This is a genomic window from Saccharothrix xinjiangensis, assembly GCF_039527585.1.
GTDB classification, from domain to species: domain Bacteria; phylum Actinomycetota; class Actinomycetes; order Mycobacteriales; family Pseudonocardiaceae; genus Actinosynnema; species Actinosynnema xinjiangensis.
The window spans coordinates 1-26425 of sequence record NZ_BAAAKE010000009.1 but is presented as its reverse complement, the minus strand read 5'-3'; the positions used below and the strand labels follow the sequence as shown (position 1 = coordinate 26425).

At 72.5% G+C, this 26425-nt stretch carries 23 protein-coding genes, 1 rRNA gene and 1 pseudogene; 10 read left to right on the top strand and 15 right to left on the bottom strand.

Annotation, left to right across the window (positions count from 1 at the left end; translation table 11 throughout):
• The first annotated feature begins 237 nt into the window (after positions 1–237).
• The 4 genes and pseudogenes from ABD223_RS20055 (at position 238) to ABD223_RS20040 (ending at position 2541) form a co-directional block, all read left to right on the top strand.
• On the top strand, positions 238–1062 hold the full coding sequence (locus ABD223_RS20055) for an alpha/beta fold hydrolase (RefSeq protein WP_344037837.1): 825 nt from the start codon (positions 238–240) through the stop codon (positions 1060–1062).
• Positions 1063–1111: 49 nt separating this feature from the next.
• Positions 1112–1288: pseudogene (locus tag ABD223_RS20050) on the top strand (response regulator transcription factor); the annotation flags it as partial.
• 4 nt (positions 1289–1292) lie between these two features.
• Positions 1293–1847 (top strand): nucleotidyltransferase family protein, encoded by a 555-nt coding sequence (locus tag ABD223_RS20045; protein WP_344037835.1) that lies wholly within the window; start codon positions 1293–1295, stop codon positions 1845–1847.
• Positions 1848–1902: 55 nt separating this feature from the next.
• On the top strand, positions 1903–2541 hold the full coding sequence (locus ABD223_RS20040) for a hypothetical protein (protein WP_344037834.1): 639 nt from the start codon (positions 1903–1905) through the stop codon (positions 2539–2541).
• Here the strand turns inward: ABD223_RS20040 and ABD223_RS20035 are convergent.
• Positions 2535–3098 (bottom strand): hypothetical protein, encoded by a 564-nt coding sequence (locus ABD223_RS20035; protein ID WP_344037833.1) that lies wholly within the window; start codon positions 3096–3098, stop codon positions 2535–2537. The genes ABD223_RS20040 and ABD223_RS20035 overlap by 7 nt on opposite strands.
• Positions 3099–3127: 29 nt before the next feature.
• Complete coding sequence (locus ABD223_RS20030; protein WP_344037832.1) at positions 3128–3979, bottom strand: lysozyme; 852 nt, start codon at positions 3977–3979, stop codon at positions 3128–3130.
• Between the two features lie 282 nt (positions 3980–4261).
• On the opposite strand from ABD223_RS20030, the gene ABD223_RS20025 reads away from it, so the two are divergent.
• Together ABD223_RS20025 and ABD223_RS20020 are read left to right on the top strand one after the other, a co-directional pair.
• Positions 4262–4636, top strand: coding sequence for a hypothetical protein (locus ABD223_RS20025; protein ID WP_344037831.1), 375 nt, complete (start codon positions 4262–4264; stop codon positions 4634–4636).
• Between the two features lie 109 nt (positions 4637–4745).
• Complete coding sequence (locus ABD223_RS20020; protein ID WP_344037830.1) at positions 4746–6878, top strand: transglycosylase domain-containing protein; 2133 nt, start codon at positions 4746–4748, stop codon at positions 6876–6878.
• 585 nt (positions 6879–7463) lie between these two features.
• Here the strand turns inward: ABD223_RS20020 and ABD223_RS20015 are convergent.
• Positions 7464–8219: a DeoR/GlpR family DNA-binding transcription regulator gene (locus ABD223_RS20015; RefSeq protein WP_344037829.1), complete on the bottom strand. Its 756-nt coding sequence runs from the start codon at positions 8217–8219 to the stop codon at positions 7464–7466.
• Positions 8220–8331: 112 nt separating this feature from the next.
• On the opposite strand from ABD223_RS20015, the gene ABD223_RS20010 reads away from it, so the two are divergent.
• Positions 8332–9072: an SIS domain-containing protein gene (locus ABD223_RS20010; protein WP_344037828.1), complete on the top strand. Its 741-nt coding sequence runs from the start codon at positions 8332–8334 to the stop codon at positions 9070–9072.
• Between the two features lie 80 nt (positions 9073–9152).
• Complete coding sequence (locus ABD223_RS20005; protein ID WP_344037827.1) at positions 9153–10727, top strand: penicillin-binding transpeptidase domain-containing protein; 1575 nt, start codon at positions 9153–9155, stop codon at positions 10725–10727.
• Here the strand turns inward: ABD223_RS20005 and ABD223_RS20000 are convergent.
• The 4 genes from ABD223_RS20000 to ABD223_RS19985 form a co-directional block, all read right to left on the bottom strand.
• Positions 10724–12589, bottom strand: coding sequence for an ABC transporter ATP-binding protein (locus ABD223_RS20000; protein WP_344037826.1), 1866 nt, complete (start codon positions 12587–12589; stop codon positions 10724–10726). The genes ABD223_RS20005 and ABD223_RS20000 overlap by 4 nt on opposite strands.
• A gap of 524 nt (positions 12590–13113) precedes the next feature.
• The gene (locus ABD223_RS19995) at positions 13114–13929 is read right to left on the bottom strand and encodes an enoyl-CoA hydratase/isomerase family protein (RefSeq protein WP_344037825.1); all 816 of its coding nucleotides are present in this window, start codon (positions 13927–13929) and stop codon (positions 13114–13116) included.
• Between the two features lie 66 nt (positions 13930–13995).
• Entirely contained in the window at positions 13996–14205 is a 210-nt protein-coding gene (locus ABD223_RS19990; RefSeq protein WP_015103570.1) for a helix-turn-helix domain-containing protein, read from the bottom strand.
• A 179-nt stretch (positions 14206–14384) separates the two neighbouring features.
• Positions 14385–16013 (bottom strand): ABC-F family ATP-binding cassette domain-containing protein, encoded by a 1629-nt coding sequence (locus ABD223_RS19985; protein WP_344037824.1) that lies wholly within the window; start codon positions 16011–16013, stop codon positions 14385–14387.
• A gap of 143 nt (positions 16014–16156) precedes the next feature.
• Between ABD223_RS19985 and ABD223_RS19980 the strand changes: the two genes are divergently transcribed.
• Positions 16157–16930 (top strand): SDR family oxidoreductase, encoded by a 774-nt coding sequence (locus tag ABD223_RS19980; RefSeq protein WP_344037823.1) that lies wholly within the window; start codon positions 16157–16159, stop codon positions 16928–16930.
• A gap of 364 nt (positions 16931–17294) precedes the next feature.
• Here ABD223_RS19980 and ABD223_RS19975 read toward each other — a convergent pair whose 3' ends face one another.
• The 5 genes from ABD223_RS19975 to ABD223_RS19955 form a co-directional block, all read right to left on the bottom strand.
• Entirely contained in the window at positions 17295–17774 is a 480-nt protein-coding gene (locus ABD223_RS19975) for a hypothetical protein (RefSeq protein WP_344037822.1), read from the bottom strand.
• Positions 17767–18279, bottom strand: coding sequence for a SigE family RNA polymerase sigma factor (locus tag ABD223_RS19970; RefSeq protein WP_344037821.1), 513 nt, complete (start codon positions 18277–18279; stop codon positions 17767–17769). Before ABD223_RS19970 ends, ABD223_RS19975 begins: the two co-directional genes overlap by 8 nt.
• 4 nt (positions 18280–18283) lie before the next feature.
• Positions 18284–18694 carry a hypothetical protein gene (locus ABD223_RS19965; protein ID WP_344037820.1) on the bottom strand — a complete coding sequence of 137 codons (411 nt, stop codon included), beginning with the start codon at positions 18692–18694 and terminating at the stop codon, positions 18284–18286.
• Between the two features lie 81 nt (positions 18695–18775).
• Entirely contained in the window at positions 18776–19606 is an 831-nt protein-coding gene (locus ABD223_RS19960; protein ID WP_344037819.1) for an acVLRF1 family peptidyl-tRNA hydrolase, read from the bottom strand.
• Positions 19603–20178, bottom strand: a complete 576-nt coding sequence (locus ABD223_RS19955; protein WP_344037818.1) for a hypothetical protein — start codon at positions 20176–20178, stop codon at positions 19603–19605. Before ABD223_RS19955 ends, ABD223_RS19960 begins: the two co-directional genes overlap by 4 nt.
• A 292-nt stretch (positions 20179–20470) precedes the next feature.
• On the opposite strand from ABD223_RS19955, the gene ABD223_RS19950 reads away from it, so the two are divergent.
• Positions 20471–21448, top strand: coding sequence for a helix-turn-helix transcriptional regulator (locus tag ABD223_RS19950; RefSeq protein WP_344037817.1), 978 nt, complete (start codon positions 20471–20473; stop codon positions 21446–21448).
• Between the two features lie 51 nt (positions 21449–21499).
• On the opposite strand, the gene ABD223_RS19945 is transcribed toward ABD223_RS19950, so the two are convergent.
• The 3 genes from ABD223_RS19945 to rrf all read right to left on the bottom strand — a co-directional run bounded on the left by ABD223_RS19945 (position 21500) and on the right by rrf (position 26270).
• Complete coding sequence (locus tag ABD223_RS19945; protein WP_344037816.1) at positions 21500–24295, bottom strand: S8 family serine peptidase; 2796 nt, start codon at positions 24293–24295, stop codon at positions 21500–21502.
• Positions 24296–24440: 145 nt separating this feature from the next.
• Positions 24441–26003 (bottom strand): deoxyguanosinetriphosphate triphosphohydrolase family protein, encoded by a 1563-nt coding sequence (locus ABD223_RS19940; protein WP_344037815.1) that lies wholly within the window; start codon positions 26001–26003, stop codon positions 24441–24443.
• Positions 26004–26153: 150 nt separating this feature from the next.
• Positions 26154–26270 (bottom strand): 5S ribosomal RNA (gene rrf / locus ABD223_RS19935).
• Positions 26271–26425: the final 155 nt, after the last annotated feature.

Sequence of the window (26425 nt, the reverse complement as noted above, 5' to 3'; positions counted from 1 at the left end):
GAAAAGCTGACCACGATCCGGGACCGCCCGGAGGGAAGAGCACCCGCCCGAGGGAGGATATGAGCCGAACGGCCCAATCGCGCCCGCGTTGGTTCATCCTGAGCAACCGCCGCCGGTCCGGGCGCCGCAGCCGGGGCGGCGGTTCGGAGCAGACCCCCGGGCCGCCGCCGTTGTCGGGGGCGCGGGCCAGAATGACGGCGCAGCGGGTGACCGGGTGAGGGACGGGGTCTGGATCCAGTGATCGAGCATATCGACGTGCCGACGGGCGAGGGTGTCTTCGACGCGATCGCGGCGGGCCCGGAGGACGGCCGCCCGGTGTTGTTCCTGCACGGCTTCCCGGAGGCGGCGATCGCGTGGGAGCACCAGGTTGCGGTGCTCGGCCGCGCGGGCTTCCGGGCGGTGGCGTTCGACCAGCGCGGCTACTCGCCCGGCGTGCGGCCCGAGCGGGCCGCCGACTACGGGGTCGAGGCGCTGGTCGGCGACGTGCTGGCGGTGGCGGACTCGCTCGGCTGGCAGGCGTTCGACCTGGTCGGCCACGACTGGGGCGGCGCGGTCGCGTGGTGGACCGCGGCCGAGCACCCCGAGCGGGTGCGCAAGCTCGCCGTGGTGTCCACGCCGCACCCCGGCGCGTTCGCCGACGCGCTGCGCGCCGACGAGGACCAGAACCTGCGCTCCGGGTACATGACCGACTGGCGCAACAGCGGCACCGAGAAGCGGATGCTGGCCGACGACGGGGCGGCGCTGCGGCGGTTCTTCGAGTGGCGGGTGCCGCCGAGCCGGGTGGACGAGTACGTGCGGCGGCTGTCCGAGCCGGGCGCGCTGACCGCGGCGCTGAACTGGTACCGCGCGAGCCGGCCGGGCGGGAAGGCCGGGAAGGTGTCGACGCCGACGATGTACGTGTGGAGCACCGAGGACGTGGCGTTCGGCTCGACCGCGGCGCTGGCCACCGGCGACTGGGTCACCGGCCCGTACCGGTTCGAGATGCTGGAGGACGTGTCGCACTGGGTGCCGGAGGAGGCGCCGGAGGTGCTCACCTCACTTCTCGTGGAGCATCTGCGCTGAGGGTTGAACCGCTGCCGGTCCCCCGCACGTGTTCTCGCGTATGACGGAGTTGACCTACTCGGAGCGCAGGGTCGCGACCCTCGCCGCGTTGGGCCACAGCAACCGGGCCATCGCGACGCGCCTGCACATCACCGTGAGCACGGTCGAACAGCACCTGACCAGGGTCTACCGCAAGCTGTCGGTGGCCGGCCGGACCGACTTGAAAGGACACCGCGCCCTAGTCTGACCCCGTGCGGGTCGCGGGGTTGGTGCTCGCCGCGGGCGCCGGGCGCAGGTTCGGCGGGCCCAAGGCGCTGGTGTCGCGCGGCGGTGTGCGCTGGGTCGAGCACGCCGCGGCGGTGCTGGGCGACGCCGGGTGCTCGCCCGTCGTCGTGGTGCTCGGGGCGGCCGCGGCGACCGTGCGCGCCGAGGTGCCGCTGGCGGGCCGCGTCGTGGTGGACAACCCCGACTGGGCGACCGGCATGGGCTCCTCGCTGCGCGTCGGCCTGGCCGCGCTGGCCGGCGTGGACGCGGTGGTGGTGCTGCCGGTGGACACGCCGGGCGTCACCACGGCGGCCGTCGGGCGCTTCGTGGCGCTCGCGTCCCCCGCGGCGCTGGCGCGCGCCTCCTACGCGGGCGTGCCGGGGCACCCCGTGCTGATCGGCGCGGACCACTGGGCGGGCGTGTCGGCGGCGGCGACCGGTGACACGGGCGCGCGCGACTACCTGCGGGCGCGGGGCGCGGTGGCGGTGCCGTGCGAGGACGTCGCCGGCGGCGCGGACGTGGACCGGCCCGAGGACCCCTGAAACCGCGTTCGCGCAAACGGGTCCGCGCGGCCGGGCGGTGTGCCAGTCTCGGATCATGACGCTGCTCAGGGGTGGGGCGCTCGCGGGCGCGGTGGTGTTGGCGGGGGTTGTGGCGACGGGCTGCGCGGCCCGCGTGGACGAGGCGGGGGCGTCGTTGCCACGCGCGCCTCTGACCACGGCTTTCCCCACCACGACACCGACGACCCCGCCGCCGACCTTCGTGCCGCCGAACGGCCCCTGCCAGACCCGGTTCGAGGTGGCCGAAGCAGCCGAGGCAGCCGAGGCGACGCCCGCGCCGCCGACCTCCGGGAGGGTGCGGGTCCCGGCCGACGCGCCGCCCAACCACGTGGACAACAACCGGTGGAAGCACCGCGCGCCGCTGCCGCTGGGACCTCACGCGGCGGCGGTGGCCGTGGCGGAGCGGTTGCGGCCGGTGCTGGAGCGGCTGTGCGGCAGCGGCGACTTCGCGCGGGAGAGCACGCTCAGCGCGTTGACCGGCACGGGCCGCGCCGCCGACGAGGTGTACGCGTGGCCGTTCGACCCGCCGCTCGCCGAACCCACGCCCGGCGTCGTCTACGGCATCCACCTGGGCGACCGGGCGTGCGTGATCGGCAGCCTGCGGCCCGGCGAGGTGCTGATCAGGGTCGACGGCACCACCCGTGAGGGCACCTGCCACGAGCCGTCGTCTCACTGACCCCGCGGTTCGGCCTCCGGGCGCACGATCGGCAGCGGCCCGGAGGTGGTCCGCGGTCCGGGCAGGTCCGTGGGCCACAGCGCCGGCGCGCCCGCGACCGTCGCCGCGGCCGCCGCCTCGGCCGCCGCGATGATCTCCCGGGCGCGCTGCTCGGCGTCGGCGAGGCGGCGCTGCGTCTCCTGCTCGGTCTCGTCGAGCAGCACCGACTGCCTGCGCGCCACCTCCTCGGCCTGCCGGAGCATCTGCTCGCTGCGCTCCCGCGCGTCGCTCTCGAAGGCGTCCGCCTTCTGCCGTGCCACGTGCATGAGGTAGCGGATGCAGCCGGAGACGGCGTTGTCCTTGGAGTAGCCGGCGTGCAGCACCCGGTACTCGGCGAGTTCGCTGCGCGCGTCCTCCAGTTCGCGGGTCAGGTCGTCGGCGGTGGCGAGGGCGGCGTCCCGGTCCACCCGGAGCACCTCGGACTCCTGCCGCATCCTGGTCAGCTCGGCGCGCACCTCCTGCCGGTCGTAGCCGCGCCAGCGGATGGGGAACGCGTCGCGGAACTCGTCGATGTGCATGGCTGCCGCCCTTCTCAGACGGACCGGGTTCAGCCCCTGGCGAGCGCCACGAGGTCGTCCATGGTGCCGTTGAACGCGTTCTGGTCGATCGGCGTGGAGCTGTACTGCCAGATCGAGTGCACCTCCCAGCGGTGCGGCAGCGGCCCGATCTCGGCCGCGTACCGGGCGACCCACACGGGGTTCGTGGCGGTGAAGTCGCCCGCGCGGCCGGTGCACTCGTCCCACCACAGCGTGGAGGTGTAGATCATCGGCCAGCGGCCGGTGCGGCTCTGGTAGGTCTCGCTGAACTGCCGGACCCACGTGACCATCTGGTCCGGGGCCAGGCCGTAGCAGGTCTGCCCGCCGTACGGGTTGTACTCGATGTCCAGGGTGCCGGGCAGGGTGCGGCCGTCGGCGGACCAGCCGCCGCCGTGGTCGACGAAGTAGTCGGCCTGCTCGACGCCGTCGGACCGGTCGGGCAGCGCGAAGTGGTAGGCGCCGCGGATCATGCCGATGTTGTAGGAGCCGCCGTACTGCCCGCTGAAGTAGGGGTTGGTGTAGCCGGTGCCCTCGGTGACCTTGACGTAGGCGAACCGCATGCCCTGCGCCCACCAGTGCCCCCAGTCCACGTTGCCCTGGTGGCTGCTCACGTCCATGCCGGGGACGGTGGTCCCGGTGACGCCCAACTGCGCGGCGTCGACGGGCTGTCCGGGTTCGTGCAGGGCGATCTGCGACCCGGCGGCGTGGTCGCCCTCCTCGGCGGCCCGGCTGCCCGCGGCGCGGGCGTCCGCCGGGGCCGCGGTGACCTCGGCGTGCGGTACCACCAGGCTCCCCAGCACGAGGGCGGCCGCGGTGACGCGGGCCGTCCACGTCCGGGGCCGTGTCTGCGATGGCGTGGCCATTGAACATTCCTCCCCTGGTTGAGCACGACTCCCTGCGTCCCCGGCGTGGTTCCCCGGCGTCGGAGGACATCTGCGGGAATCGGCTACCACCAGTTGAGGTCTTCGCAACACGAAAAATCAAGTACCACTCTTTCGAATGAAAGGAGCGCACTTTCCTGGCACCCGATGCGATCGTCAACGTCGGAGAGTCGTTCATTTCTTCACCCGATGGAGAGGCAAAGGTATGAAGTGCCACTGACGAGGGCACTCGATACCTGGGTGACGCACGGAAGGTGAGGAACCATGACCACGACCGGAGTCGACTGGGAGCCGTTCATCGAGTCGCTGCACGAGGCCGCGGGCCTGTGGGACCGCGCCCTGGCCTGCCGGGCCCGGCAGGCGGAGCTCCACGCGGTCGGGGACGAGTCGCCGCGGGTCGTGCCGATCACCCGGGACGAGGCCGAGCGGCTGATGCGGGCGGTGGCGTTCCTCGCGCGGCGGTTGAGCACGGCCGCGGAGTGCGTGGTCTACGAAACCGCGGACACCCGTCTGGAACCCACCGAGGGCGACCCGGCGGCGCAGGCCGACGCGTTGTCGCTGACCGCGCTGCACGCCGCCGCGATGCGCCACGCCGCGGACCTGGCGAGCGCCGCGACCACGCGGCGCGACGCGGCGTGAACGCATTTCGCTGTCGGGTGAGCACCGACCGGGCGGAAAACTGAACGCCATGGTGTGAACCTGCGGTCTGGGAAGTTTTCCGAACCCCGCCAAGGCCCACCTCGACGGTATGCGTAGGGCTGATTGCGTCGCGAAACTCGCCGGCCTGTGCCTGGTCGCCGGACTCCTGCTCGCCGGGCTCGCGCTGCCGGTCGTCGGCGCGGCGGGCCTGGTGTCCAACCGCATGGGCGACCAGGTGGCGCTGACGTCGGTCCGGCTGATCGACACGCCGCCGCCGCTGATGACGACCATCACCGACAAGGACGGCCAACCGTTCGCCTACCTGTACGACCAGTACCGGGTGCTCACCCCGCCGGACGAGGTCGCGCAGGTCATGAAGGACGCGCTGATCGCCATCGAGGACCGGCGCTTCTACGAGCACAACGGCGTCGACTGGCTGGCCACCATCCGGGCCGCGATGCGCAACCAGTCCGAGGGCTCCGTGTCCCAGGGCGCGTCCACGATCACGCAGCAGTACGTGAAGAACCACCTCGTGCACGTGCTGGAGCGCGACGACAAGGGCGGGCAGGTCAAGGCGCAGGAGCAGACCATCGCCCGCAAGCTGCGCGAGGCGCGGATCGCGATGCACGTCGAGTCGCAGCTGACCAAGGACGAGATCCTGACCCGCTACCTGGACGTCGTGCCGTTCGGCGGCACCATCTTCGGCATCGCCGCGGCGTCGCAGGCGTACTTCGACACCACGCCGGAGCAGCTGACCGTGCCGCAGGCCGCGATGCTCGCCGGGATGGTCAACAGCCCCACGTTCCTCGACCCCGAGGCCCGGCCGGACAAGGCGACCGACCGGCGCAACATGGTGATCGACCTGATGGCCGCCAACAACAAGCTGTCCCCCGAGCAGACCGAGGCGGCGAAGCGGGCGCCGCTGGGCCTGGCCACCCCGGTGCGGCCGCTGCCGACCGGGTGCGTCGGCGCGGGCCCGGAGACCGGGTTCTTCTGCTCTTACGTGGTCAACCACCTGACCGCCAACGGGTTCGACCTGAACGAGCTGAAGAGCGGCGGCTACCGGATCGAGACGACCCTCGACCGGACGCTCACGCAGCACGCCAAGCGGGCCGCCGAGGCGCAGGTGCCGAAGACGACGCCGGGCATCGCCAACACGGCGGCGGTGGTCAAGCCGGGCCGCGAGCGGCACGAGGTGGTCGCGCTCGTCGCCAGCCGCGACTACGGGTTGAAGAAGGAGGAGTTCCAGACCCAGTTCGACCTGCCGTCGGCGGTGGAGAACAAGTTCGGCGCCGGGTCGATCTACAAGGTGTTCACCGCGGCGGCCGCGCTGGAGAAGGGCACCGGCATCGAGACGATGATCGCGTCGCCCAACTCGTACGTGTCACGCGTGTTCCGCGGCGGCGCCCCGTCGTGCCCGTCGACCGGCGAGCAGGCGACGTACTGGTACTGCCTGTCCAACCACGACGACTCCTACCCGCCGCAGATGACGTTGAAGCAGGCGCTGGCGACGTCGCCGAACACCGCGTTCGTGATCCTGGAGGAGAAGGTCGGGCTGGACGCGGTGGTCGACATGGCGTCCCGGCTGGGGATGCGCGAGACGATGGCGACCAACATCGCGGGCGTCGCCCCGGACCCGTCGGCGGACCGCAAGGACCTCCAGGTGTCGCAGGCGGACTTCTACAAGTCGGCGGGCAACGCGTCGTTCACGCTCGGGCCCGCGCCGACGAGCACCCTGGAACTGGCCAACGTGGCCGCAACCATCGCGTCGGCGGGCACGTGGTGCCGCCCCACGCCGATCCGGAAGATCTTCGACCGCCACGGCGAGGAGGTGGAGGTCAAGGAGCCGCCGTGCGAGCAGGTGGTGGAGGAGGGGCTGGCGAACGCGCTGGCGGTCGGGCTGAGCGAGGACGACCAGGACCGGGGAACCGCCGCGGCGGCGGCCAAGCAGTACAACTGGAAGCGGCCCGCGCTGGGCAAGACGGGGACGACGGAGGAGTACAAGTCGGCGGCGTTCATCGGGGCGACGTTCGACTACGCGGGCGCGGTGCAGGTCTTCAACGACGGCACCACGCCGAGGGGCATCTGCGTCAACGCCGGGCCGCCGCGGTTGTGCGGGCAGGGTGACATCTACGGAGGGACCCTGCCCGCGCGGACGTGGTTCGAGTTCATGACGAAGGCGCACGAGAACCTGCCGGAGAAGCCCCTGCCCCCCGTGGAGCCGCGGTATCGGCTACCTTGATCACGAGGCTCGGGCCCTGCTCGGGGGTGCCTCACACGATCGGGTGATCATCGCCGGGAAATGTACGGAAACAGTGTCACCGATCATCGGTTGAGCATGAGGAACCCGCGAGCGACCACAGCCCACCCCGCAACACGGCCCGCCTCACGGCACGGCTCCACTCATGGGGCACGGCCCCACCCACGGCCCTACTCGCGGCACGGCCTTGCCTACGGCCCACCCCGCAGACCAGCAGCCTGGCGAACCACGAGCCCCCGACCACCAGACCCACCGGCCACCAGCTCTGCCACCAGCCCTCTGCCGACCACCAGCCGACCGGCTGGCCTGACACGCCGGGGGCGTCGGGGCTGGGGGTATCGCGAGCCTGGAGCCACCCAGCCCGGCGAGCACCGGCCCCAGGAATACCGGCCTGACCCGCGGACCCGGTTGACGCGGGCCCGGTTGACGCGCAGGCTCGGTCGGCGCGGGCTCGGTCGGCGCGGGCTCGGTCGGCGCGGGCTCGGTCGGCGCGGGCTCGGTCGGCGCGGGCTCGGTCGGCGCGGGCTCGGTGGCACGCGCGGACCTCGAACAGCTCGGGACCCCGCGTCAGACGACGCGCACTTCCACCCCGGCGTCTCGCAAGCGGCCCAGTTCGCCAGCCGGCGCGCTCGTGTCGGTGACCAGCACGTCGATCGACTCCGCCGGGCACACCCGGCCGAAAGCGGTTCGCCCGAACTTCGAGCTGTCGATCGCCGCGACCACCCGCGCCGACGCCTCGATCGCCGCCTGCTTCACCGCGCCCTCGGCCAGGTCGTGGGCCGACACGCCGTTGCGCGCGCTCAGGCCGCAGCTGCCCAGCACGATGGTGTCGAAGCGCATCACGCGGAAGGCGTGCTCGGCCAGCGGGCCGACGAACGCCAGTTCGCCCGGTCGCACGTCGCCGCCCGGCAGGACGAGCCGCACGTGGTCGGCGCGTCGCAGGACGTCGGCCGCGTGCAGGGACAGCGGGAGCACGGTCATCCGGCGGTCCACGAGCTCGCGCGCCACCTCGGCCGCGGTGCTGCCGCTGTCGAGCACGACGGTCTCGCCGTCGTCGAGGAGGCTCGCGACGGCCGCGGCGATGCGGCGCTTGGCGTCCAGCCGTTGGCGCGACCGGGCCGCGTAGGGCGTCTCCTCCCCCGTGAGCATGCCGACCGCCGCGCCGCGCACGCGACGCACCAGCCCGTCGCGTTCGAGCACGTCAAGGTCACGCCGCACGGTCATCTCGGAGGCCCCGACCAGCTCCGCCAGCGCGCCGACGGCCACCCGTTCGCCCCCGCGCAGGCGTTCGAGGATCGTCTCTTGCCGCCAGATGACGTCCATTGCGTTCGATTGAACACGGGGGTTGTTCGGTGGTCAATCACTCTGGCGGGTGGTGGGACGATCCGGTAGGACTGGCGGGCAGTATTTGGTGTAGACCATTGGAGGCGACCGCATGGCGACCGAGACCGTGACCGGATCCGACTACGGTGACGTCGTGCGCAACCACCTGACCAGGGTGGAGCAGCAGAACGCGAGCGCGCTGGACGACGTGGCCGAACTCGTGCTGGCCGGCGTCCGCGCGGACGGCCTGGTGCTCGCGGCGGGTGCGGGTCACTCGTTGGCCGCGGTCGCCGAGACCTTCTACCGGGCGGGCGGCCTGGCGTGCGTGCGCCCGATCTACCACCCCGAGCTGCTGCCGATGCACGGCGCGGTGAGCAGCACGGCCGCCGAGCGGCGGTCCGGGTTGGCCGCCGAGGTGCTGCGGGAGTCGGGGCTCGCTCCTCACGACGTGTTGTTCGTCTTCTCCACCTCTGGTGTGAACCCTTACCCGGTCGAGCTGGCGATGCGCGCCGCGGACGCCGGGTGCCCGGTCGTGGCGGTGACGTCGGTGGCCGCGAGCGCGTCGGCGCCGCGCCGGGCGGGCACGACGTTGGCGGAGAACGCGACCGTGGTGCTGGACAACCTCGTCCCGCCGGGTGACGCGACCTACCCGGTCGGCAACCCGGTGACCGCCGCGGTGTCCACGCTGGCCACGACCTTCCTGTGGAACCTGCTGATGGTGCGCCTGTTCGACAAGGCGGCCGAAGCCGGCGTGGCCCTGCCGCTGTGGCGCAGCGCGAACGTCGAGGGCGGCGACCAGGCCAACGCCGACCTGCTGCGCAAGTACCAGACGCGGGTGCCCCAGCTCGGCTAGTCCGTCGTCCACGGCTGGTCCGTTGTCCACGAATCCTTCACACGTCCGCGTTAACCTCCCACTCGTAAGGGGGGTTTGACGTGGACAAGAGCAGGAAACGCTGGATTCTTGCAGGTGGAGGCGCCGCCACGATCGCGGTGGTCGTGGCGGGCGCGGTGGTGCTGTGGTCGGGCACCGGGGCGGCGCCCGTCGGGGCCGAGCCGGAGCGGCGGGTTCCGCCGAGCGCCGTGGCGCAGCAGTTCGTGACCGCGATCGCGGCCGGTCAGGCGGGGCAGGCGGCCTCGGTGACCGACGCGGTCGGGGTGGCGGGGGCGGCGATCGCCAAGACGCAGCAGGGCATGCCGGGTGCGACCTACCACGCCCGGCTCGGTCCCGCGCCGGGCGTCGCCGAGGGTGCGACGACGGCGACGATCGACGCGGACGTCACGTGGACGCTGCCCGGTGGCGCGCCGTTCGCGTACCCGGTGGAGGTGGAGGTGCGCCTGGTGGGCGACCGGTGGCGCGTGCACTGGTCGCCGGCGCTGCTCCACCCGCGGCTCACCGAGGGGCAGGGCCTGGCCTACTCGGCCACGTCCGGTGACGGGGCGTTGCTCGACCGCACCGGCGCGCCCGTGGCGGCGGACTTCGCGCCGCTGGTGATGGGCACCGTGCGGCAGGCCGTGGGCCCGCTCACCGGCACGCCCGGCTGGCGGGTCGCCGTGGTCGACGCGGCGGGTGCGCCGGTGTCGGTGCTCCAGGAGCAGGAACCGCAGGTCGCGCGGTCGATGACGGTCACCCTGGACCCGAAGGTCCAGGCCGCCGCGCAGGCCGCGGTCGACCAGGTCGGGCAGGCGGCCGCGGTGGTGGCGCTCCAGAAGGACGGCGAGGTGCTCGCGGTGGCGCAGAACGCCCCCGCCGACGGGGTCGGGCGGATCGCGTTGGAGAACTGGTTCGAGCCCGGTTCGACGTTCAAGGTGGTGACCGCGGCGGCGGCGCTGGCCGGCGGTTCCGCGCGGGTGGACACGCCGGTGGCGTGCCCGGGGAAGGCCACCATCGGCACGCGGCAGATCACCAACGACGACTCGTTCGACCTCGGCACCGTGCCGCTGCACCGGGCGTTCGCGGCGTCGTGCAACACGAGCTTCAGCCGGTTGGCGGCCGACCTGCCGGCGGACGCGCTGCCGAACGCCGCCGCGTACTTCGGGCTGATGTCGGACTTCACCGTCGCGGGCATCACGACGAACACGGGCAAGGTGGTGCCGGCGGAGTCGGTGGCGGAGCGCGTCGAGGCCGGCATCGGGCAGGGTGACGTGCTGGCCACGCCGTTCGGCATGGCTCTGGTGGCGGCGACCGTGGCGAACGGTCGCACGCCGGTGCCGCAGCTGATCCGCGGGATCCCGACCGAGGGGCAGGCGCCCGCCGCGTTGCCGGGCGGGATCACGTCGGCGTTGCGCTCGATGATGGGCGAGGTCGTGACCAGCGGCACGGCGCAAGAGTTGGCGGGGTTCGGGGGTGTGCGCGGCAAGACCGGCACGGCGCAGTTCGGCGATGGCGCGCGGGCCCACGGGTGGTTCGTCGGTTACCGGGGTGACCTGGCGTTCGCCGTGCTGGTGGTGGGTGGCGGGTCGTCGAAGGTGGCGGTGTCGACGACCGCGTCGTTCCTGAGCGGGCTCTAGGCCGGGGTGGGCGCTTCGTCGAACTGCGTGCGGTAGAGCTCGGCGTAGCGCCCTTCGGCGTTGAGGAGTTCGGTGTGGCTGCCGCGTTCGACGATGCGCCCGTCCTCGACTACCAGGATCTGGTCGGCCGCGCGGATCGTGGACAGGCGGTGGGCGATGACGAGCGCGGTGCGGCCGGTGAGCGCTTCGGTGAGCGCGACCTGCACGGCGGCTTCGGATTCGGAGTCCAGGTGGGCGGTGGCCTCGTCCAGGATCACGACCCGCGGTTGGGCGAGCAGCAGTCGGGCGATGGTGAGGCGTTGGCGTTCGCCGCCGGAGAGGCGGTAGCCGCGTTCTCCCACGATCGTGTCGAGTCCGTCGGGCAGGGATTCGACGAGGTGGTCGAGGCGGGCGCGGCGCAGGGCGTCGAGGAGTTCCCCCTCGGTGGCCTCGGGGCGCGGGTAGGAGAGGTTGGCGCGGATGGTGTCGTGGAAGAGGTGGCCGTCCTGGGTGACGACGCCGACGGTCCGGCGGATCGATTCCGAGGACAGGTCGCGCACGTCCACATCGGACAGTCGGATGGCGCCCGCGTCGACGTCGTAGAGCCGGGGCAGGAGCGAGGCGATGGTCGACTTGCCCGCGCCGGACGACCCGACCAGGGCGATCAATTGACCCGGCTCCGCGGTGAAGGTGATGCCGTGCAGGACTTCTTCGCCGCCGCGCGCGTCCAAAGTGGACACGTTTTCCAGTGAGGCGAGGGAGACCTTGTCGGCCGAGGGGTAGGCGAAGCGCACGTCGTCGAACTCGACGCGGACGGGCCCCTCCGGGACCGGGCGGGCGTCGTCCCTGTCGGTGATCATCGGCCGCAGGTCGAGCACCTCGAAGACCCGCTCGAAGGAGACCAGCGCGGTCATCACGTCGACCCGGGCGTTGGCCAGGGCCGTCAGCGGCGTGTAGAGGCGGGTCAGGAGCAGCGCCAGCGACACCACGGTGCCCGCGTCGAGGTGGCCGGTCAGGGCGAGGTAGCCGCCGAGGCCGTAGACGAGGGCCTGGGCGAGCGCGGACACCAGGGTCAGGCCGGTCAGGAACCAGCGGGTGGCCATGGCGGTGCGGACGCCGATGTCCCGGACGCGAGCGGCCTGGTCGGCGAACTCGTCGACCTCGGCGCGGGGGTGGCCGAAGAGCTTGACGAGCGTCGCGCCGGGGGCGGAGAACCGCTCGGTCATCTGGGTGGTCATGCCCGCGTTGAGGGTCGCGGCCTCGCGCTGGAGGTCCGCCATCCGGGTGCCCATGCGGCGCGCCGGCAGCACGAACACGGGCAGCAGGACGAGCGCCAACGCCGTGACTTGCCACGAAAGGGTGAACATCACGCCCAGGGAGAGCCCCAGCTGGATGACGTTGGTGACCACGCCCGACAGGGTCGACGTGAACGCCCGCTGCGCGCCGATGACGTCGTTGTTCAGGCGGCTGACCAGCGCGCCGGTGCGGGTGCGGGTGAAGAACGCGACCGGCATGCGCTGGACGTGCTCGAACACCGCGCGCCGCAGGTCGTAGATCAACCCTTCCCCGATGCGCGCCGACTGCCACCGCTCGACCAGGCCGAGGCCCGCTTCCACGATCGCGATGCCGGCGATCACCACCGCCAGCCACACCACGATCGACGCGTCGCGGTCGTCGACGATCGCGTTGACCACCTGCCCGGCGAGCACGGGCGTGCTCACCGCCAGGACCGCCGACACGACCGTGAGCAGCAGGAACACCACCAGTTTCGCCCGGTGCGGGCGGGCGAAGCCCAGCACCCGGCGGAACGTGCCGGGTCGCACCCCGCTGGGTGCGTCCGTCGTTCGCATCGCGCTGCGCATCAAGGCCCAGGAACCATCCACGACAGACAGGAACGCGGGTGGGGTCCGCGAGCTTCCCGAATCCTGTCGCGAGTAGCTGCACAGGCGGGTGGATGGAGCGGGGCAGGCGGGGCGGACAGACAGGCGAGGCGGGTAGACAGGCGAGGCGGGCGGGTTGGTGAGCGGTTGGTCGGCGGGCTGCTGGTCAGCGGGCTGCTGGGCGGTGGGTGCAGTGGGCGGCGGGTGCAGTGGGCGGCGGGTGCAGTGGGCGACGGGTGCAGTGGGCGACGGGTGCAGTGGGCGACGGGTGCAGTGGGCGACGGGTGCAGTGGGCGACGGGTGCAGTGGGCGGCTGGTCTGCTGGCGGCTGATCTGCCCGCTGTTGGTCGGCAGGTAGCCGATCGGCGGGGTTGGTGAGGTCGGCGGGCGGCTGGTCGGGTGGTGGCGTGCCGGGTGGTTTCGGCGCTCCGAATTTTCTTAACCGATGATCCAGAACGCTGTTTCCGTACATTTTCGGGCGATGATCACCCGATCGTGTAAGGCGGGCACCTCCCTCGAAGGCCTGGTCAGGGCTGCTTGTTGACCAGGGTAGCCAGCTCCGCGAGCCTCCGCAGCTGGGCGGTGCGCTCGGCCAGCAGCTGCTCCTCCTCCGTCGCGCCGTCGGCGGCTGAGGACAGGAGGGACAGGGTTTCGCGCACCGCGCCCGGCAGCGGGCGGAGGACTTGGGCGGTCAGGTCTTCCACCGCCGCGTCCAGTTCCGCTCCCGGCACGACGCTGGTCACCAGGCCGATGCGCAGCGCCTCCTCCGCGCCGACCCGCCGGGCGGTGAGGCAGATCTCGGCCGCCCGCGAGTAGCCGACCAGGCGCACCAGCGGCAGGGTGCCGCCCAGGTCCGGGACCAGACCTAGGGACGTTTCGGCCATGCTGAACCGGGCGTCGTCGGCGGCGACGCGGAAGTCGCAGGCCAGGGCCAGTTGGAAGCCCGCGCCGATCGCGTGGCCCCGCACCGCGGCGATCGTCACCCTCGCCGGGTCGCGCAGCCAGCGGAAGCCCTCTTGGAATTCCGCGATCAGCGCGGCGCCGGCTTCGGGGCTCCGCGCGGTGATCTCCGCGAAGCCCGTTTCGCCCGCGATCCCCTCGCCGGTGAACATGCGCCGGTCGAGGCCCGCTGAGAAGGCGCGACCGGAACCCCGGACGACCACCACGCGGACGTCCGGGTCCAGCTGTTCGCCGATCGTCCGCAACGCCACCCAGGTGGACGGCGTCTGTGCGTTGAGCACGTCGGGACGGTCGAGGGTGATCGTGGCGCGCGCCCCGTCGACCTCGAACCGCACGCCCCCGCGTTCCAGCAGGTCGGCGTCGATGGTGGTCGGTGCCGACATGCTTGAACCTCCGGTGTCGGGTGGGCGCCGTCTCTCCTCGGCGCCTCGGGGTTACCGGAGGGTAGCTTACTTCTTCTTCGTGCGGGTGGCGCCACCGCGACCGCGCAGCTGCACACCGGATTCGCTGAGCACCCGGTGCACGAAGCCGTAGGAGCGCCCGGTCGATTCGGCCAACGCCCGGATGCTCGCGCCCTTTTCGTACTTCTTCTTCAGGTCAGCGGCCAGCTTGTCCCGCGTGGCGCCGGTGATCCGGGCGCCCTTCTTCAGGTCAGCCACCTTGTCCCGCCTTCCGTAGACAGCAGGTCGGGCCTTCGTAAGCCCCTGTCGTCGCAATGATCGAACACGAAGACCAAGAACGCCAGGTGATCAAGCGAAATGATCGGCGAGCGGTCGTTCGGTCACGGAGAGTCGATCATCACTCACTTCAGGGGTTTGGGAGGGGGAAACCCTTGCCCTCACGCCAACTGCACGAGTTCGAGGTACTCCTCGGACCAGTGGTCCTCGCTCCCGTCGGGCAGCAGGATCACCCGCTCGGGCTCAAGGGCTTCGACGGCGCCCGGGTCGTGGGTGACGAGCACCACCGCGCCCTCGTAGCGGCGCAGCGCGTCGAGCACCTGCTCGCGGCTGGCCGGGTCGAGGTTGTTGGTCGGCTCGTCGAGCAGCAGCACGTTGGCCGCGCTCGACACGAGACCGGCGAGCGCGAGCCGGGTCTTCTCGCCGCCGGAGAGGGTGCCCGCAGGCTGGTCGAGCTGCTCGCCGCTGAACAGGAACGTGCCCAGCAGCGACCGCAGCTGCTGCTCGGGCACGTCGGGCGCGGCGTGGCGGATGTTCTGCCACACGGAGGCCTGGTGGTCGAGCGTCTCGTGCTCCTGCGCGAAGTAGCCGAGCTTGAGCCCGTGCCCCTTCAGCACCTCGCCGCTGTCGGGGCGCTCCATGGAGCCGATCAGCCGCAGCAGCGTGGTCTTGCCGGCGCCGTTGAGGCCCAGGATCACCACGCGCGAGCCGCGGTCGATGGCGAGGTCGACGCCGGTGAACACCTCCAGCGAGCCGTAGGACTTGCTCAGGCCCTCGGCGGTGAGGGGCGTCCTGCCGCACGGCGAGGGCTGCGGGAAGCGGATCTTGGCGACCTTGTCGGCCTGGCGGGTGTCCTCCAGGCCGGCCAGCAGCTTCTCGGCGCGGCGGGCCATGTTCTGCGCGGCGACGGCCTTGGTGGCCTTGGCGCGCATCTTGTCGGCCTGCGCCATCAGCGCGCCGGCCTTCTTCTCGGCGTTGGCGCGTTCGCGGCGGCGGCGCTTCTCGTCGGCGGAGCGGGCTTCGAGGTACTTCTTCCAGCCCATGTTGTAGATGTCGACCTCGCCGCGGGTGGCGTCGAGGAACCACACCTTGTTGACCACGTCGTCGAGCAGCTCGACGTCGTGGCTGATCACGACGAGGCCGCCTTCGTGGGACTTGAGGAACCCTCTCAGCCACGCGATGGAGTCGGCGTCGAGGTGGTTGGTGGGCTCGTCGATGAGCAGGATGGTGCTGGACTTGCCGCCGACGCCGCCCTCGGAGGCGGCGAACAGGATGCGGGCCAGCTCGACGCGGCGGCGCTGACCGCCGGACAGGGTGCGCAGCGGCTGGGCGAGCACGCGGTCGGCCAGGCCGAGGTTGGAGCAGATGCGGGCGGCCTCGCTCTCGGCGGCGTAACCGCCGAGGGCGGCGAACCGCTCCTCCAGTCGGCCATACTTGCGCACGGCGTCCTGGAGCTGGGTGTCGTCGGCCAGCTCCGCCATGGCGGTCTGCATCTTCTCCATGTCGCGGAGCAGCTGGTCCAGGCCTCGGGCGGAGAGCACGCGGTCCTTGGCGATCACGGACAGGTCGCCCTCGCGCGGGTCCTGGGGCAGGTAGCCCAGCTCGCCGCTGCGGCGCACCTCGCCCGCGTAGGGCTGGCCCTCGCCGGCCAGGACGCGCAGCGACGTGGTCTTGCCGGCGCCGTTGCGGCCGACGAGGCCGATGCGGTCGCCGGCTTGGACGCGCAGGGTGGCGTCGGAGAGCAGGATGCGCGAGCCGGCGCGCAGCTCCAGGTCGGTTGCGGTGATCACAGGTGAGAACTCCGGTGTGTGGTCGTGCGGGGTCAACGGCGCAGCTCGCGCGGGACCTACTCGATCAAGATGACCACGTGCCCAGTCTACTGGGTGAGCGCCACCGCATTTCCGCCGTGTGTGCAGGCGCATAGATTGCGCCCATGACTTCCGACTTCGCGGGCAAGGTCGCCCTGGTCACGGGCGCGAGCCGGGGCATCGGCCTCGGGATCGCGCTGGAACTGCTCACGCGGGGGGCGTCGGTGGCGATCACCGGCCGCAAACCGGAGGCGCTGGCCGAGGCGGCGGCCGGGCTGGCCGAGACCGCGGGCGCGTCACCGGACCGCGTGCTGGCGGTGACGGGCAACGCGGGCGACGCCGACGACCGCGCGGAGGCCGTGCGGCTGGTGGTGGAGCGGTTCGGGCGGCTGGACGTGCTGGTGAACAACACCGGCATCAACCCCGTGTTCGGTCCCCTGGTGGACGCCGACCTGGACGCGGTGCAGAAGATCTTCAACACGAACGTGGTGGCGGCGCTGGGGTTCGTGCAGCTGGCGTGGCGGGCGTGGATGCGGGAGCACGGCGGCGCGGTGGTGAACATCGCGTCGGTGGGCGGTCTGCGGTCCACCGGGGCGATCGGCGCGTACGGGGCGAGCAAGGCGGCGCTGATCCGGCTGACCGAGGAGCTGGCGTGGCAGCTGGGGCCGGGTGTCCGGGTGAACGCGGTGGCGCCGGCGGTGGTGAAGACGCGGTTCGCCGAGGCCCTCTACACGGGGCGCGAGGAGGAGGCGGCCGCCGCCTACCCGATGAAGCGGCTCGGGACGCCGGAGGACGTGGCGCGGCTGGTGGCGTTCCTGGCGTCGGACGCGGCCGAGTGGATCACCGGGGAGACGGTGCGCGTGGACGGCGGGCTGCTCGCCACCGGCACGCTGGGGTAGGCCTTCGGGAGGCGCGACGGCGGGTTGGGCGCGGCGGCGCGGTCCTCGGCGCGGGACGGGGCGGTGTCCGCGACCAGGGCCGAGCCGACCAGCAGCCGCGCCTGTGCTGCTATCCGCTCGCCTTGGTGCGCCTCGACCGCGCGGCGCGGCAGGTCCAGGCCTTCCGCGCCGCGGCGGCTGGAGTGCCAGGACCGGGCGAGGCGGGCGGCGAGGCGGTGGGCGCGGTCGTCGGCCGGGCCTCGCTCGCGGTTGGCGACGGGCACCGGCTCAGCGCCCTCGGTCGGCTCACGGTCCTCGCGGGGCGAGGTGGACAGGGTGGGGGCGGACGGACGAGTGCGGGGGTGGGGTTGAGGGGGTGGTGGCGCTAGCGGGGAGGTGGCGCGGTCGTGGAGATCGGGACCGGTGCTGTCGTGGTGACGGCCGTGCGCCCCGGCGAGGGCCGGGTGGTGTTGGTGGTGCTCGTCCGGGTCGGGCGGGCGGTGGTGGCGGGCGGTGCGGTGGTGGCGGGCGGTGCGGTGGTGGGTTTCGGCGCTTCGTCCGTTGTCGTCGGTGACGTCTCGATCGTCTGCGGTGACGAGGTGGCCGGCGAGGTGGGGTAGGTGGTGTTCGAGGCGGGCGGGTCGGCCGGGGTGTTCTCGGTCGGGTCGGGGCCCTGGTTGAGGGCGAAGGCGACGACCACCGCCACCAGCGCCGTGGTGCCGGCGCCCGTCGCGGCCACGGCGGCGGTGCGGCGGCGGCGTTTGACGCCGACGCCCAGGTGGACGATGTCGAGGGCGCCGAACGTGCGCGGCGGGGACTCGACGTTCAGCTCCTCGAACATCTTCTTCAACTCGTCCTCAAGCACCCCGCGACACCTCCCACAGCGAGCCGAACTCCGGTCCCAGTCTCTGCCGCAACGCCTTGAGCCCCCGGTTGGTGTTGCTCTTCACCGTCCCGACCGAGCACCCGAGGGCGGCGGCCGTCTCCTCCACGCCCAGGTCGTGCCAGTAGCGCAGCACGAGCGCCGCCCGCTGCTTCGCGGGCACCGCCGCGAGTGCCTGCCACACCACCAGCCTGTCCTCGCTCAACACCCCCGCCGACGGCGCCTCCGGCGGGGTGTCGGTGAGCTTCTCCCGTTTCCAGCGCACCCGGCGGCGCTCGGCCAGGAAGGTGCGCACCACGATCTGCCTGAGGTAGGCGTCCAGACCGTCCCGGTGCGCCATCCTCGGCCCCGCCAGGTAGAGCTTGAGGAACGCGGACTGCACCAGGTCTTCGGCCTCGTGGTGGTTGCCGCACAACAAGAACGCGGTGAAGCGCATCGAGTCGGCGCACCGGTCGAAGTGGCGGGTGAACTCCGCGTCCCAGCTCACGTGCTCAGCGCTCCGCGGCCGGCGGTTCCGTCGTGGTGGGGACGGGCCGTGTGGTGGCGGTGGGGCGCGGCGAGGTCTCCACCGGCCTGGTGGTGACCGGCGGGGCGGTGGTGGGCCTCGGCGACGTCTCGATCGGCTGCGGCGGGGTGGTGGTCGGGCGCGGGCTGGTCGGGGGCAGCGTCGTGGGGCGCGGCGAGGTGGGCGCCCCCGTCGTGGCGCCCGGGACGGTGGTGGCCGGGACCGTGGTGCCCGGAACTGTCGTGGCCGGAACTGTCGTGGCCGGGACCGTGGTGGCCGGCGCGCTGGTGGTCGGCGCCGGCCGGGGGTCCGAACCGAACGCCAGGGCGGGCACGGCCACCGCCAGGCCGCCCACCACGACGGCTCCGACCGCCAGCACGAGTCGTTTGCGCGGCACAGCTGCTCCTCGGGGTAGCGGGAGCGCCGGGGTCGGCGCCCTCTCCACCCCTATGAATGCGGTGGGCCGGGCGGGAGGTTGTCACGGATTCCGGGAGGGTTCCCGGACGGTGACCTCGACCGCCCTGGCCCGCGCCGCCGCCTCGTCCAGCACGGCGCGCCGGGGCTCGGACACGTCCAGCACCCGCGGCGACGCCAGGGCGAACACGGCGCTCAACCGGGGGTCGGCGCGCAGCGCGTCCAACGCCTGCCGGTCGCCGCCGAGGACCACCGCGTCCAGCTCGCCCACCCGCGGGGCCAGGACCCGGGCGGCGTCGTCGGCCGCGGCGCGGAGGGCGACCCTCGCCTGCCCCTCCCGCCGGCGCGCGAACCGCTGCTGCGACCAGCCGCCCGCTTTGTTGCGGCCGTGCACGAGGTGACTGTCCGTGGTCGACACCAGGACCCGGCCGTCGAACGCCACGCCGGTGCTGTGCCCGCCGAGCCGGACCAGCAGCAGCCCGATCCGGCGCGGGGTGAGGGCGTTGGCCAGCAGCGGGGCGAGCACCAAACCCCCGAACACCCGCCCCTCGGGCCCTCGGCCGCCCGGCCACCGGTCATCGGACGTCGAACCGGCGATCGTCGAGCCGGCGAACTCCGGACCGGCGGACACCGGACCGGCGGAGGTCGGCTCATCGGCCACCCCACTATCGGATGACACTCCATCGGGGTCACCCGTCAGGGTGAATTCACCGAAGGCCGCCAACACCGAGGCCGTCGTCCCGTCCACCGCCGTCACCACGAACCCGCGCCCGGCGACCGCGGTCGTCGCCACCCCTCCGTGCCCGGCCGCGAACCGCTCGAACCACCCGGTCAACCGCTCGGGCTCGACCTCGACCGCGCGCCCGCCGCCGGCGACGGGCCGCACCCGGCTCATGCCGGCGCGACCGCGACCCACACGGGCAGCGGGTGCCCGCACTCCGCGGGCGTGAGCCGCTGGACCGCCGCGAACCCGGCCGCCGCCAGCTCGGCGGAGACCTGCTCCGACGACAGCACCCGGTGCCGCGTGGACACGGTGTTCGCCACCTGCCACGCGCCCTCGGCGCGCACCAGCCGCACGACCTCCAGGGCGTAGGACTCGCCGTCGGGCGACCAGTCCCACAGCTGGACGGTCACCTGCCGGTCGCCGCCCCGCCCGGTCACCTTCGGCGGCGGCGCGGTGGGCCGCAGCCTGCCGAGCTTGTCCAGCTCCGGCACGGCCGCCACGAACAGGCCACCCGGCCGCAGCGCCTGCCTGGCCAGCAGCAACGCCGGCGACAGCGCGTTCTCGTGCGCCAGCCTGGGCAGCAGGTCGTCGCTCGCGCGCACCACGTCGACCGGCGGCCCGCCGTGGTGGCGGGCCACGTCCAGCAGGTCGAGCACCGAGCGCGGGCCGTCGCCGAGCACGGCGGCGGCGACCTCCGTCAGGGGGTCCTCCGGCAGCGGCACGAGGTCCTGGGCGGCGGTCACCGGGAACACAGTAGGCGCACCCGATCGCGTGCCGCCAACGCAGCCGGGACCGCGCCGGCCCCCACCAGCCCCGAAGGGATTTCCACCACATCGGCGGCATCCCGTTGCACAACGTTACCGACGGGTTTACAAAGGATGGAGCAGTAGCGTTCACCACTTGACAGAACGATGTCCACCCCAGTGAACTCGTAACCCGTTCGGCCCAATCATTGACTCCGCTCGGAAGGCACCAACGCACTGCGTTGGCGGGTAGGGTCACTGGGGCGTGATCTCATGACAGCGGGGAGTCACAATGACCAACGCTGCCGGTCGACCCAACCTGTCCGTCGACGAACTCGACCCGACGGGCCACGGCAGTCTTGCGCAGCTTCTCACCACCGGGCCGTTCCCGGAGGCGTTGAGAGCCGCCATCAAGGCCAGCAGGCTGAGCCTGGACCGCATCCAGCACCGGCTCGCCCTGCGCGGGGTCACGATCAGCGTCGCCACGCTGAGCTACTGGCAGTCCGGTCGTCGCCGTCCCGAGCGGCCGGAATCGCTGGAGGCGCTGCGCCACCTGGAGACCGTGCTGGGCGTGCCCCAGGCGGGTCTCTCGGCGCTCCTGGGACCGCCGCGCCCGCGCGGCAGGCGGTCGCGGCCGACCACGATGATGCCGATCGACGCCCTGTGGGAGCGCCGCGAGCGGGTCGCCGACCTGCTCACGAAGGTGGACACCACCTCGGACGTGAAGCTGGGCCGCATCAGCCAGCACGACCGCATCGAGATCGCCGCGGACGGCGGTCAGCGGTCGGTGTGGGTGCGGCAGATCCTGCGCGCGGAGCAGGACGGCCCGGACCGCTGGGCGCTGGTGTTCGAGACCGAGGAGTCCGACGTGCTGCCGCAGGTGGTGAACCTGCGCAACTGCCACCTCGGGCGGGTCGTCGAGGACACCGAGGTCAACATCATGGCCGCGGAGATGATGTTCGACCGGCCGCTGAGCCGCGGCGAGACGATCATCATGGAGTACGAGCTGCTGTTCGCGGAGGGCCACTACCCCGCGGGCAAGAACACCTTCGCCCGCAAGTTCCGGCTGCCGGTGCGGGAGTACGTGATCGAGGTGCGGTTCGACCCGTCGTACCTGCCGGCGCGGTGCCAGCAGTACAGCGTGCCCGCCGGTGACGACACCCCGTCGCGGCGCCGCAACCTGGCCCTGGACGGCGCGGGCGGCGTGCACGCGGTGGCGCTCGGTTTCGGGCCCGGCGTGTTCGGCATCCGCTGGGAGTGGCCCAAGTAACAGGTGTAAAGAAGGGGCCCCGGGACGAGTCCCGGGGCCCCTTCTCGCAACTCAGACGTAACCGTTGACCTTCAGCGAGACCGCGCGGATCGAACCGCGGTCGGCCGTCGCCGTGTCCACGGCCTTGAACGTCCACACGCCGTCCGCCGGCTGCTCCAGCAGGGCGCTCAGCGGCGAGGTCGGCCTCCAGGTGCCGGTGAACGGCGCGTTCGCGCTGGTCACCGAGGAGAACGCCCGCTCGGCCGAGTCGTCGAACACGACCTGGCACAGGTTCGAGCCGGTCGAGCCGTTGCGCTGGAACACCGTCGCGCTGGTGCCGCTGGGCGCGGTCAGCGTGCCCACCAGGTCACCCACGAACGTGTGGTCGATGCCCACCGTGGTGGAACCGTCCGTGTTCGGCGTGCACTGGGAGCCGTCGATGGACAGCACGACCTTGGACGCGCGGCCGACACCGGTGACCTCGATCGGCACCGTGGCGCCGAGCGGGTTGTTGTCCGGGATCGCCACCACCGGACCGGTGTACGAGAAGGTCCGCACCTCGCTCGACGGCTGGCCCACGTTGAGCGTGAACGAGGCGGTCGTCGGCGACGTCGAACCGGCGTAGGTGACCCGGGCCTCCAGCTTGACGCCCGTGCCGACCACGACCGACGGCGGGACGGTCACCTTGAAGGTGTTGGTCACCGTCTGGCCGACCTCGATGTTGCCGTAGTACTTCGAGCGCGGCGCGATCGTCACGCCCGCGGTGGGCGAGGTGAGCACCAGGCTCGTGGAGGCCGCCGTGCCGTCGCCGTTGTTGACCACCGGCACGGTGACCGTCGACGTGGTGCCCGGCTTGAGGTACTGGCTGCCGTCCGAGTCGTTGACCACGGTCGGGCGCTGCGCCCTGGCCAGCGGCTGCGGCGAGGCCCCGGTGTAGGCCAGCGCCAGGTCGGCGCGGACGATGCCGGCGCCGGTGCGGTTGTCCACCCCGGGCTCGGCGATGTCGATCGCGGTGGCGGTCAGCGCCGCCTTCACCTCGGCCGTGGACAGGCCGGGGTTGCCGGACAGGATCAGGCCCGCGATGGCCGCCGCGTTCGGCGCCGCCGCCGACGTGCCGAAGAACGGGTCGAACCCGGGCACGCTGGTGGACACGCCGTCCGCCGCGGTCAGGTCGGGCTTCTGCCTGACCTCGGGCGCCGCGCTGCCGTTGGGCGCGAAGAACACGCGACGCGGGCCGTCCGAGGTGAACCGCTCCGGCTTCTGGGAGCCGTCGAAGGCGCCCGGGAACGGGCCGCGCGGGTTGGCCGGGTCGCCCGGCTCCAGGTCGAACGGCAGCGGCTCGGCCGCCGGGGCGGCGGCGACGCTGATCGCGCCCTTGGCCGCCGAGTGGCCGCGGGTCACGCCCGGCGTGGCGAAGCCCTTGGCGCCCGCGGCGTCCTTGAAGCGACCGCCGAGCGCGGACAGCGACAGGTACTGGTCGTCACCGCGGAACTTGACCACGGCCAAACGCAGGCCCGCGGAGCCGGCGGGCGTGTTGAGCCGCTCGTAGGGGTCCTGGGTGCCGTCCTGGACGCCCTGGCTGAACGCGACCACGCCGCCCTGCGCGTTCACCAGGTACAGGTCGTAGTCGTTGGACGACGAGCCCAGCGGGTCGGACCAGAACAGCGTCACCGGCACGCCGCCGGAGCTCTCCGACAGCGGGTTGACCACCTGCTTGGCGCCCGGCGAGGGGTCGAAGTCGTGGGCCGTGCCCGCGAACTTGCCGATGCCGACGCCGGAGTCGACGAACTGCCCCTCCCAGTGGCCGGAGGTGCCGTCGACGACGTTGCCCTCGTTGCCGGCGGAGGAGAAGAACAGGGCGCCGTCCGCGGCGACCGCGTCCACCGCGCGGGCGATGATGCCGTCCTGGAACGGCGACTCGTTGAAGTACAGCACGTCGTCGACGATGATGTCGCAGCCCAGCTCGAAGCGCAGGCCGCGGATGTTGTCGGCGAAGCTCGCGTCACCGTTGAACGCGGTGGCGAAGCCCAGGCTGGCGTTGGGCGCGATGTCGTGCAGGATCTCCAGCATCGCGGTGCCCTCGTCGCCCGCGCCCTCCTGGCCGGGCAGCACCTCGACGTTCGCGGGCAGCTCGCCCGCCGCCTTCGAGGCCGCCAGGGAGTCGACGCCGTCGGACAGCGCGCACAGCTTCACGCCGGTGCCGGTGACCCGGAACTCGTCACGCGCCGTGTCCGCCGCGTGCGCCCGGTCGCCCTCACCGGTCGTGGCCGCCGCCCGCACCGAGGCCAGCGCCTCGCGGGTGCGCTTCTCGACGTCCTTCGCCTTGGCCTCCTTGGAGGGCGCGGCGGTCGCGTTCTTGGGGTCCTGCTCGCGGAAGGTCTTAGCCTCCACGGCCGTCTCGACCCTCCGGACGTCACCGCGGGCGGAGAGCGCGGCGAGCGAACCGAGGGGGACCTGGGCGCGCACCGTCCTGCCCTCGGTCGAGACCGCGCGGATGCCGCCGCCCGCGGCGCTGACGGCGTTGACCAGGTCGTCGGTGACCTCGTGGGCGCGGATGTCCACCAGCACGGTGTTCCCGCCCTGCACCTTGACCCCGGTCTGCACGGACGGGGTCCGGCTCAACGTGCCGGCGTTCGCGCGGCGGCGCTGCTCCACGACGAGCGCGCTGTCCATCTTGGACTCCGCGCCGGAGAGCGACTTCTTGATCTCCTGGAGCGCGGCGATCTGCGCGGCGAGCTTCTCCTCGACGCCCTTGGACGCCCGGGCCGGATCGGCGGAAGCGGGTGACACGACGCCCAGTGCCAGCAGCGCCGCGGCGCCGGCTGCGATCAGGGCGGTTCTTCGAGACCGGCGTAGCTGTGAACGCACAGGCGTCTCCCCCACGTTGAGCGTGCCCCCGACGCACGCGACCATCGATCGGGTGTCCCCGATCGAGGGGTCAACGTATTGCGCTCACCCAAGTACCGTCTGCCACCGTTCGGCCTACTTCGCGACGTGGAATAACCATCACATTTCACAGTACGAAAGCATCCGTCCACAGCTGCCCGGTCCGCCCGGACAGCCCGTCGAGCAGCGCGGCGGCCTGGTTGTCGGTGAGCGAGGCGACGAAGTCGACCACCGCCCGGCCACGCGCCAGCGCCCGCACCGCATCCGGTCCCGACGGCGCGTCACCGGTGGCCCCCACCAGCACGGACGGGTCGGTCCGGGCGATCCTGGCGTACTCGCCGCCGGCCAGTTCGACCAGGTCGTGCAGGCGGCGCGGCAGCCGGTTCGCCTCGTGCCGGTCGGTCACCCACTGCTCCAGCGCCTCCACCAGCGCGGTCAGCAACCGCGCCTGACCCCGCTGGTGCAGCGCCAGGTCCGGGCGGAGCAGCACGAACCTGCGGTGCACGAACTTCAACACCTGCACCTCGTGCCACTGCTGCACCGCCAGCACCACGTGCCCCGACCGCGTCGTCGGCTCCTCCACCACCCCGACCGCGTCCACCAGGCGGCGAGTCCACCGGGCGGAGAACCCGGCCACCGCCTGCTCGGCCTCCACCGAACCGTCGAACGGGATCGCCAGCAGGCCGTCCACCAGCTCCGCCCGCACCTTCGCCACGGCGTGCGCGAACGCGTCGTCGTCCACCGCCCACGAGTCCTTGGCGTGCAGGCGGCGGCGCAGCGCCTCCAGCGACCGGCCGGGACGGCGGCGCTGGTCGTCCAGCTCGCCGGCGGTCAGACCCGCCAGCTCCACGGCGTGGCCGAGCCACGCGTTCAACTCCGCCGACACCGTGGCGTGCTGGAGCACACCCACCCGGTAGAAGTCGTCCACGTCGTGGATCGCGTAGGCGATGTCGTCCGCCGTGTCCATCACCGACGCCTCGACCGTCTGCTGCCACGGCTCCAGGCGGCCCCCGTAGTAGGCGCGGGACTGGAGCACGTCGTCCAGCTCGGTGACGTAGGCGGAGAACTTGGCCGAACCGGTGCCCGGCGCGTCAGGCGGCTCGGCCGCGCCGCGCGGCGGTTCCGGCAGGTCCCGGGGGTGCGGCGTCGGGTGCGACAGCCGAGTCCACGGGTACTTCAGCATCGCCGCCCGCACCGCGACCGTCAGGTCCAGCCCCACCGCCGACGGACCCCGCACGTCCGTGGTGGTGACGATGCGGAACGACTGGGCGTTGCCCTCGAACCCGTCGGCCAGGCCGAACCGGTGCCGCGCCAGGCGGTCGAGCACCTGCTCGCCGAGGTGCCCGAACGGTGGGTGCCCCAGGTCGTGTCCGAGGGCCGCCGCCTCCACCACGTCCGGGTCGCAGCCGCCCAGCTTCTCCAGCAGGTTCGCCACCTCGGGACGCGTGTTGAGCCGCTCGGCGATCGCGCGGGCCGCCTGCGCGACCTTCAGGCTGTGCGTCAGTCGGTTGTGCACCAGCAGACCGGAGCCCGTGGAGCTGACGACCTGCGTGACGCCGCCCAGTCGCGAGAAGAACGGCGAGCCGGCCACCCGGTCCCGGTCCACGCGGAACGGGCTGGTGGCGAGGTCGGCCTGGACGGCGGCGTCACCGCCGGCGCGGCGCTGGGTGCGGGGGTCCTCGCTGTGCATGGGGAAAACCTAGTCGCCGCCACGGCGGGGTGCCCGCGCGGCGTCGCCGTGACCGCCGCGCGGTGGGATGTCCGGACCCGATTCGGAAGCACTTGAACGCAAAAAGCCCTCAGGGGCACCCGGCTCGCGGGTGCCCCTGAGGGAAAGAATGTTCGGCGGCGTCCTACTCTCCCACACCCTCACGAGTGCAGTACCATCGGCGCTGGAAGGCTTAACTACCGGGTTCGGAATGGGACCGGGTGTTCCCCAACCGCAATGACCACCGAAACACTATGAAATTACCGCACCGTAGGCACCCCACCCACCAACACCCCCGCGGGTGCATGGTGGACACGGGTGGTCCGGTCGGTTCTTTCAGAACCGCACAGTGGATGCGTAGCGTCTTCGTAGCAAGTCCTCGGCCTATTAGTACCGGTCAACTC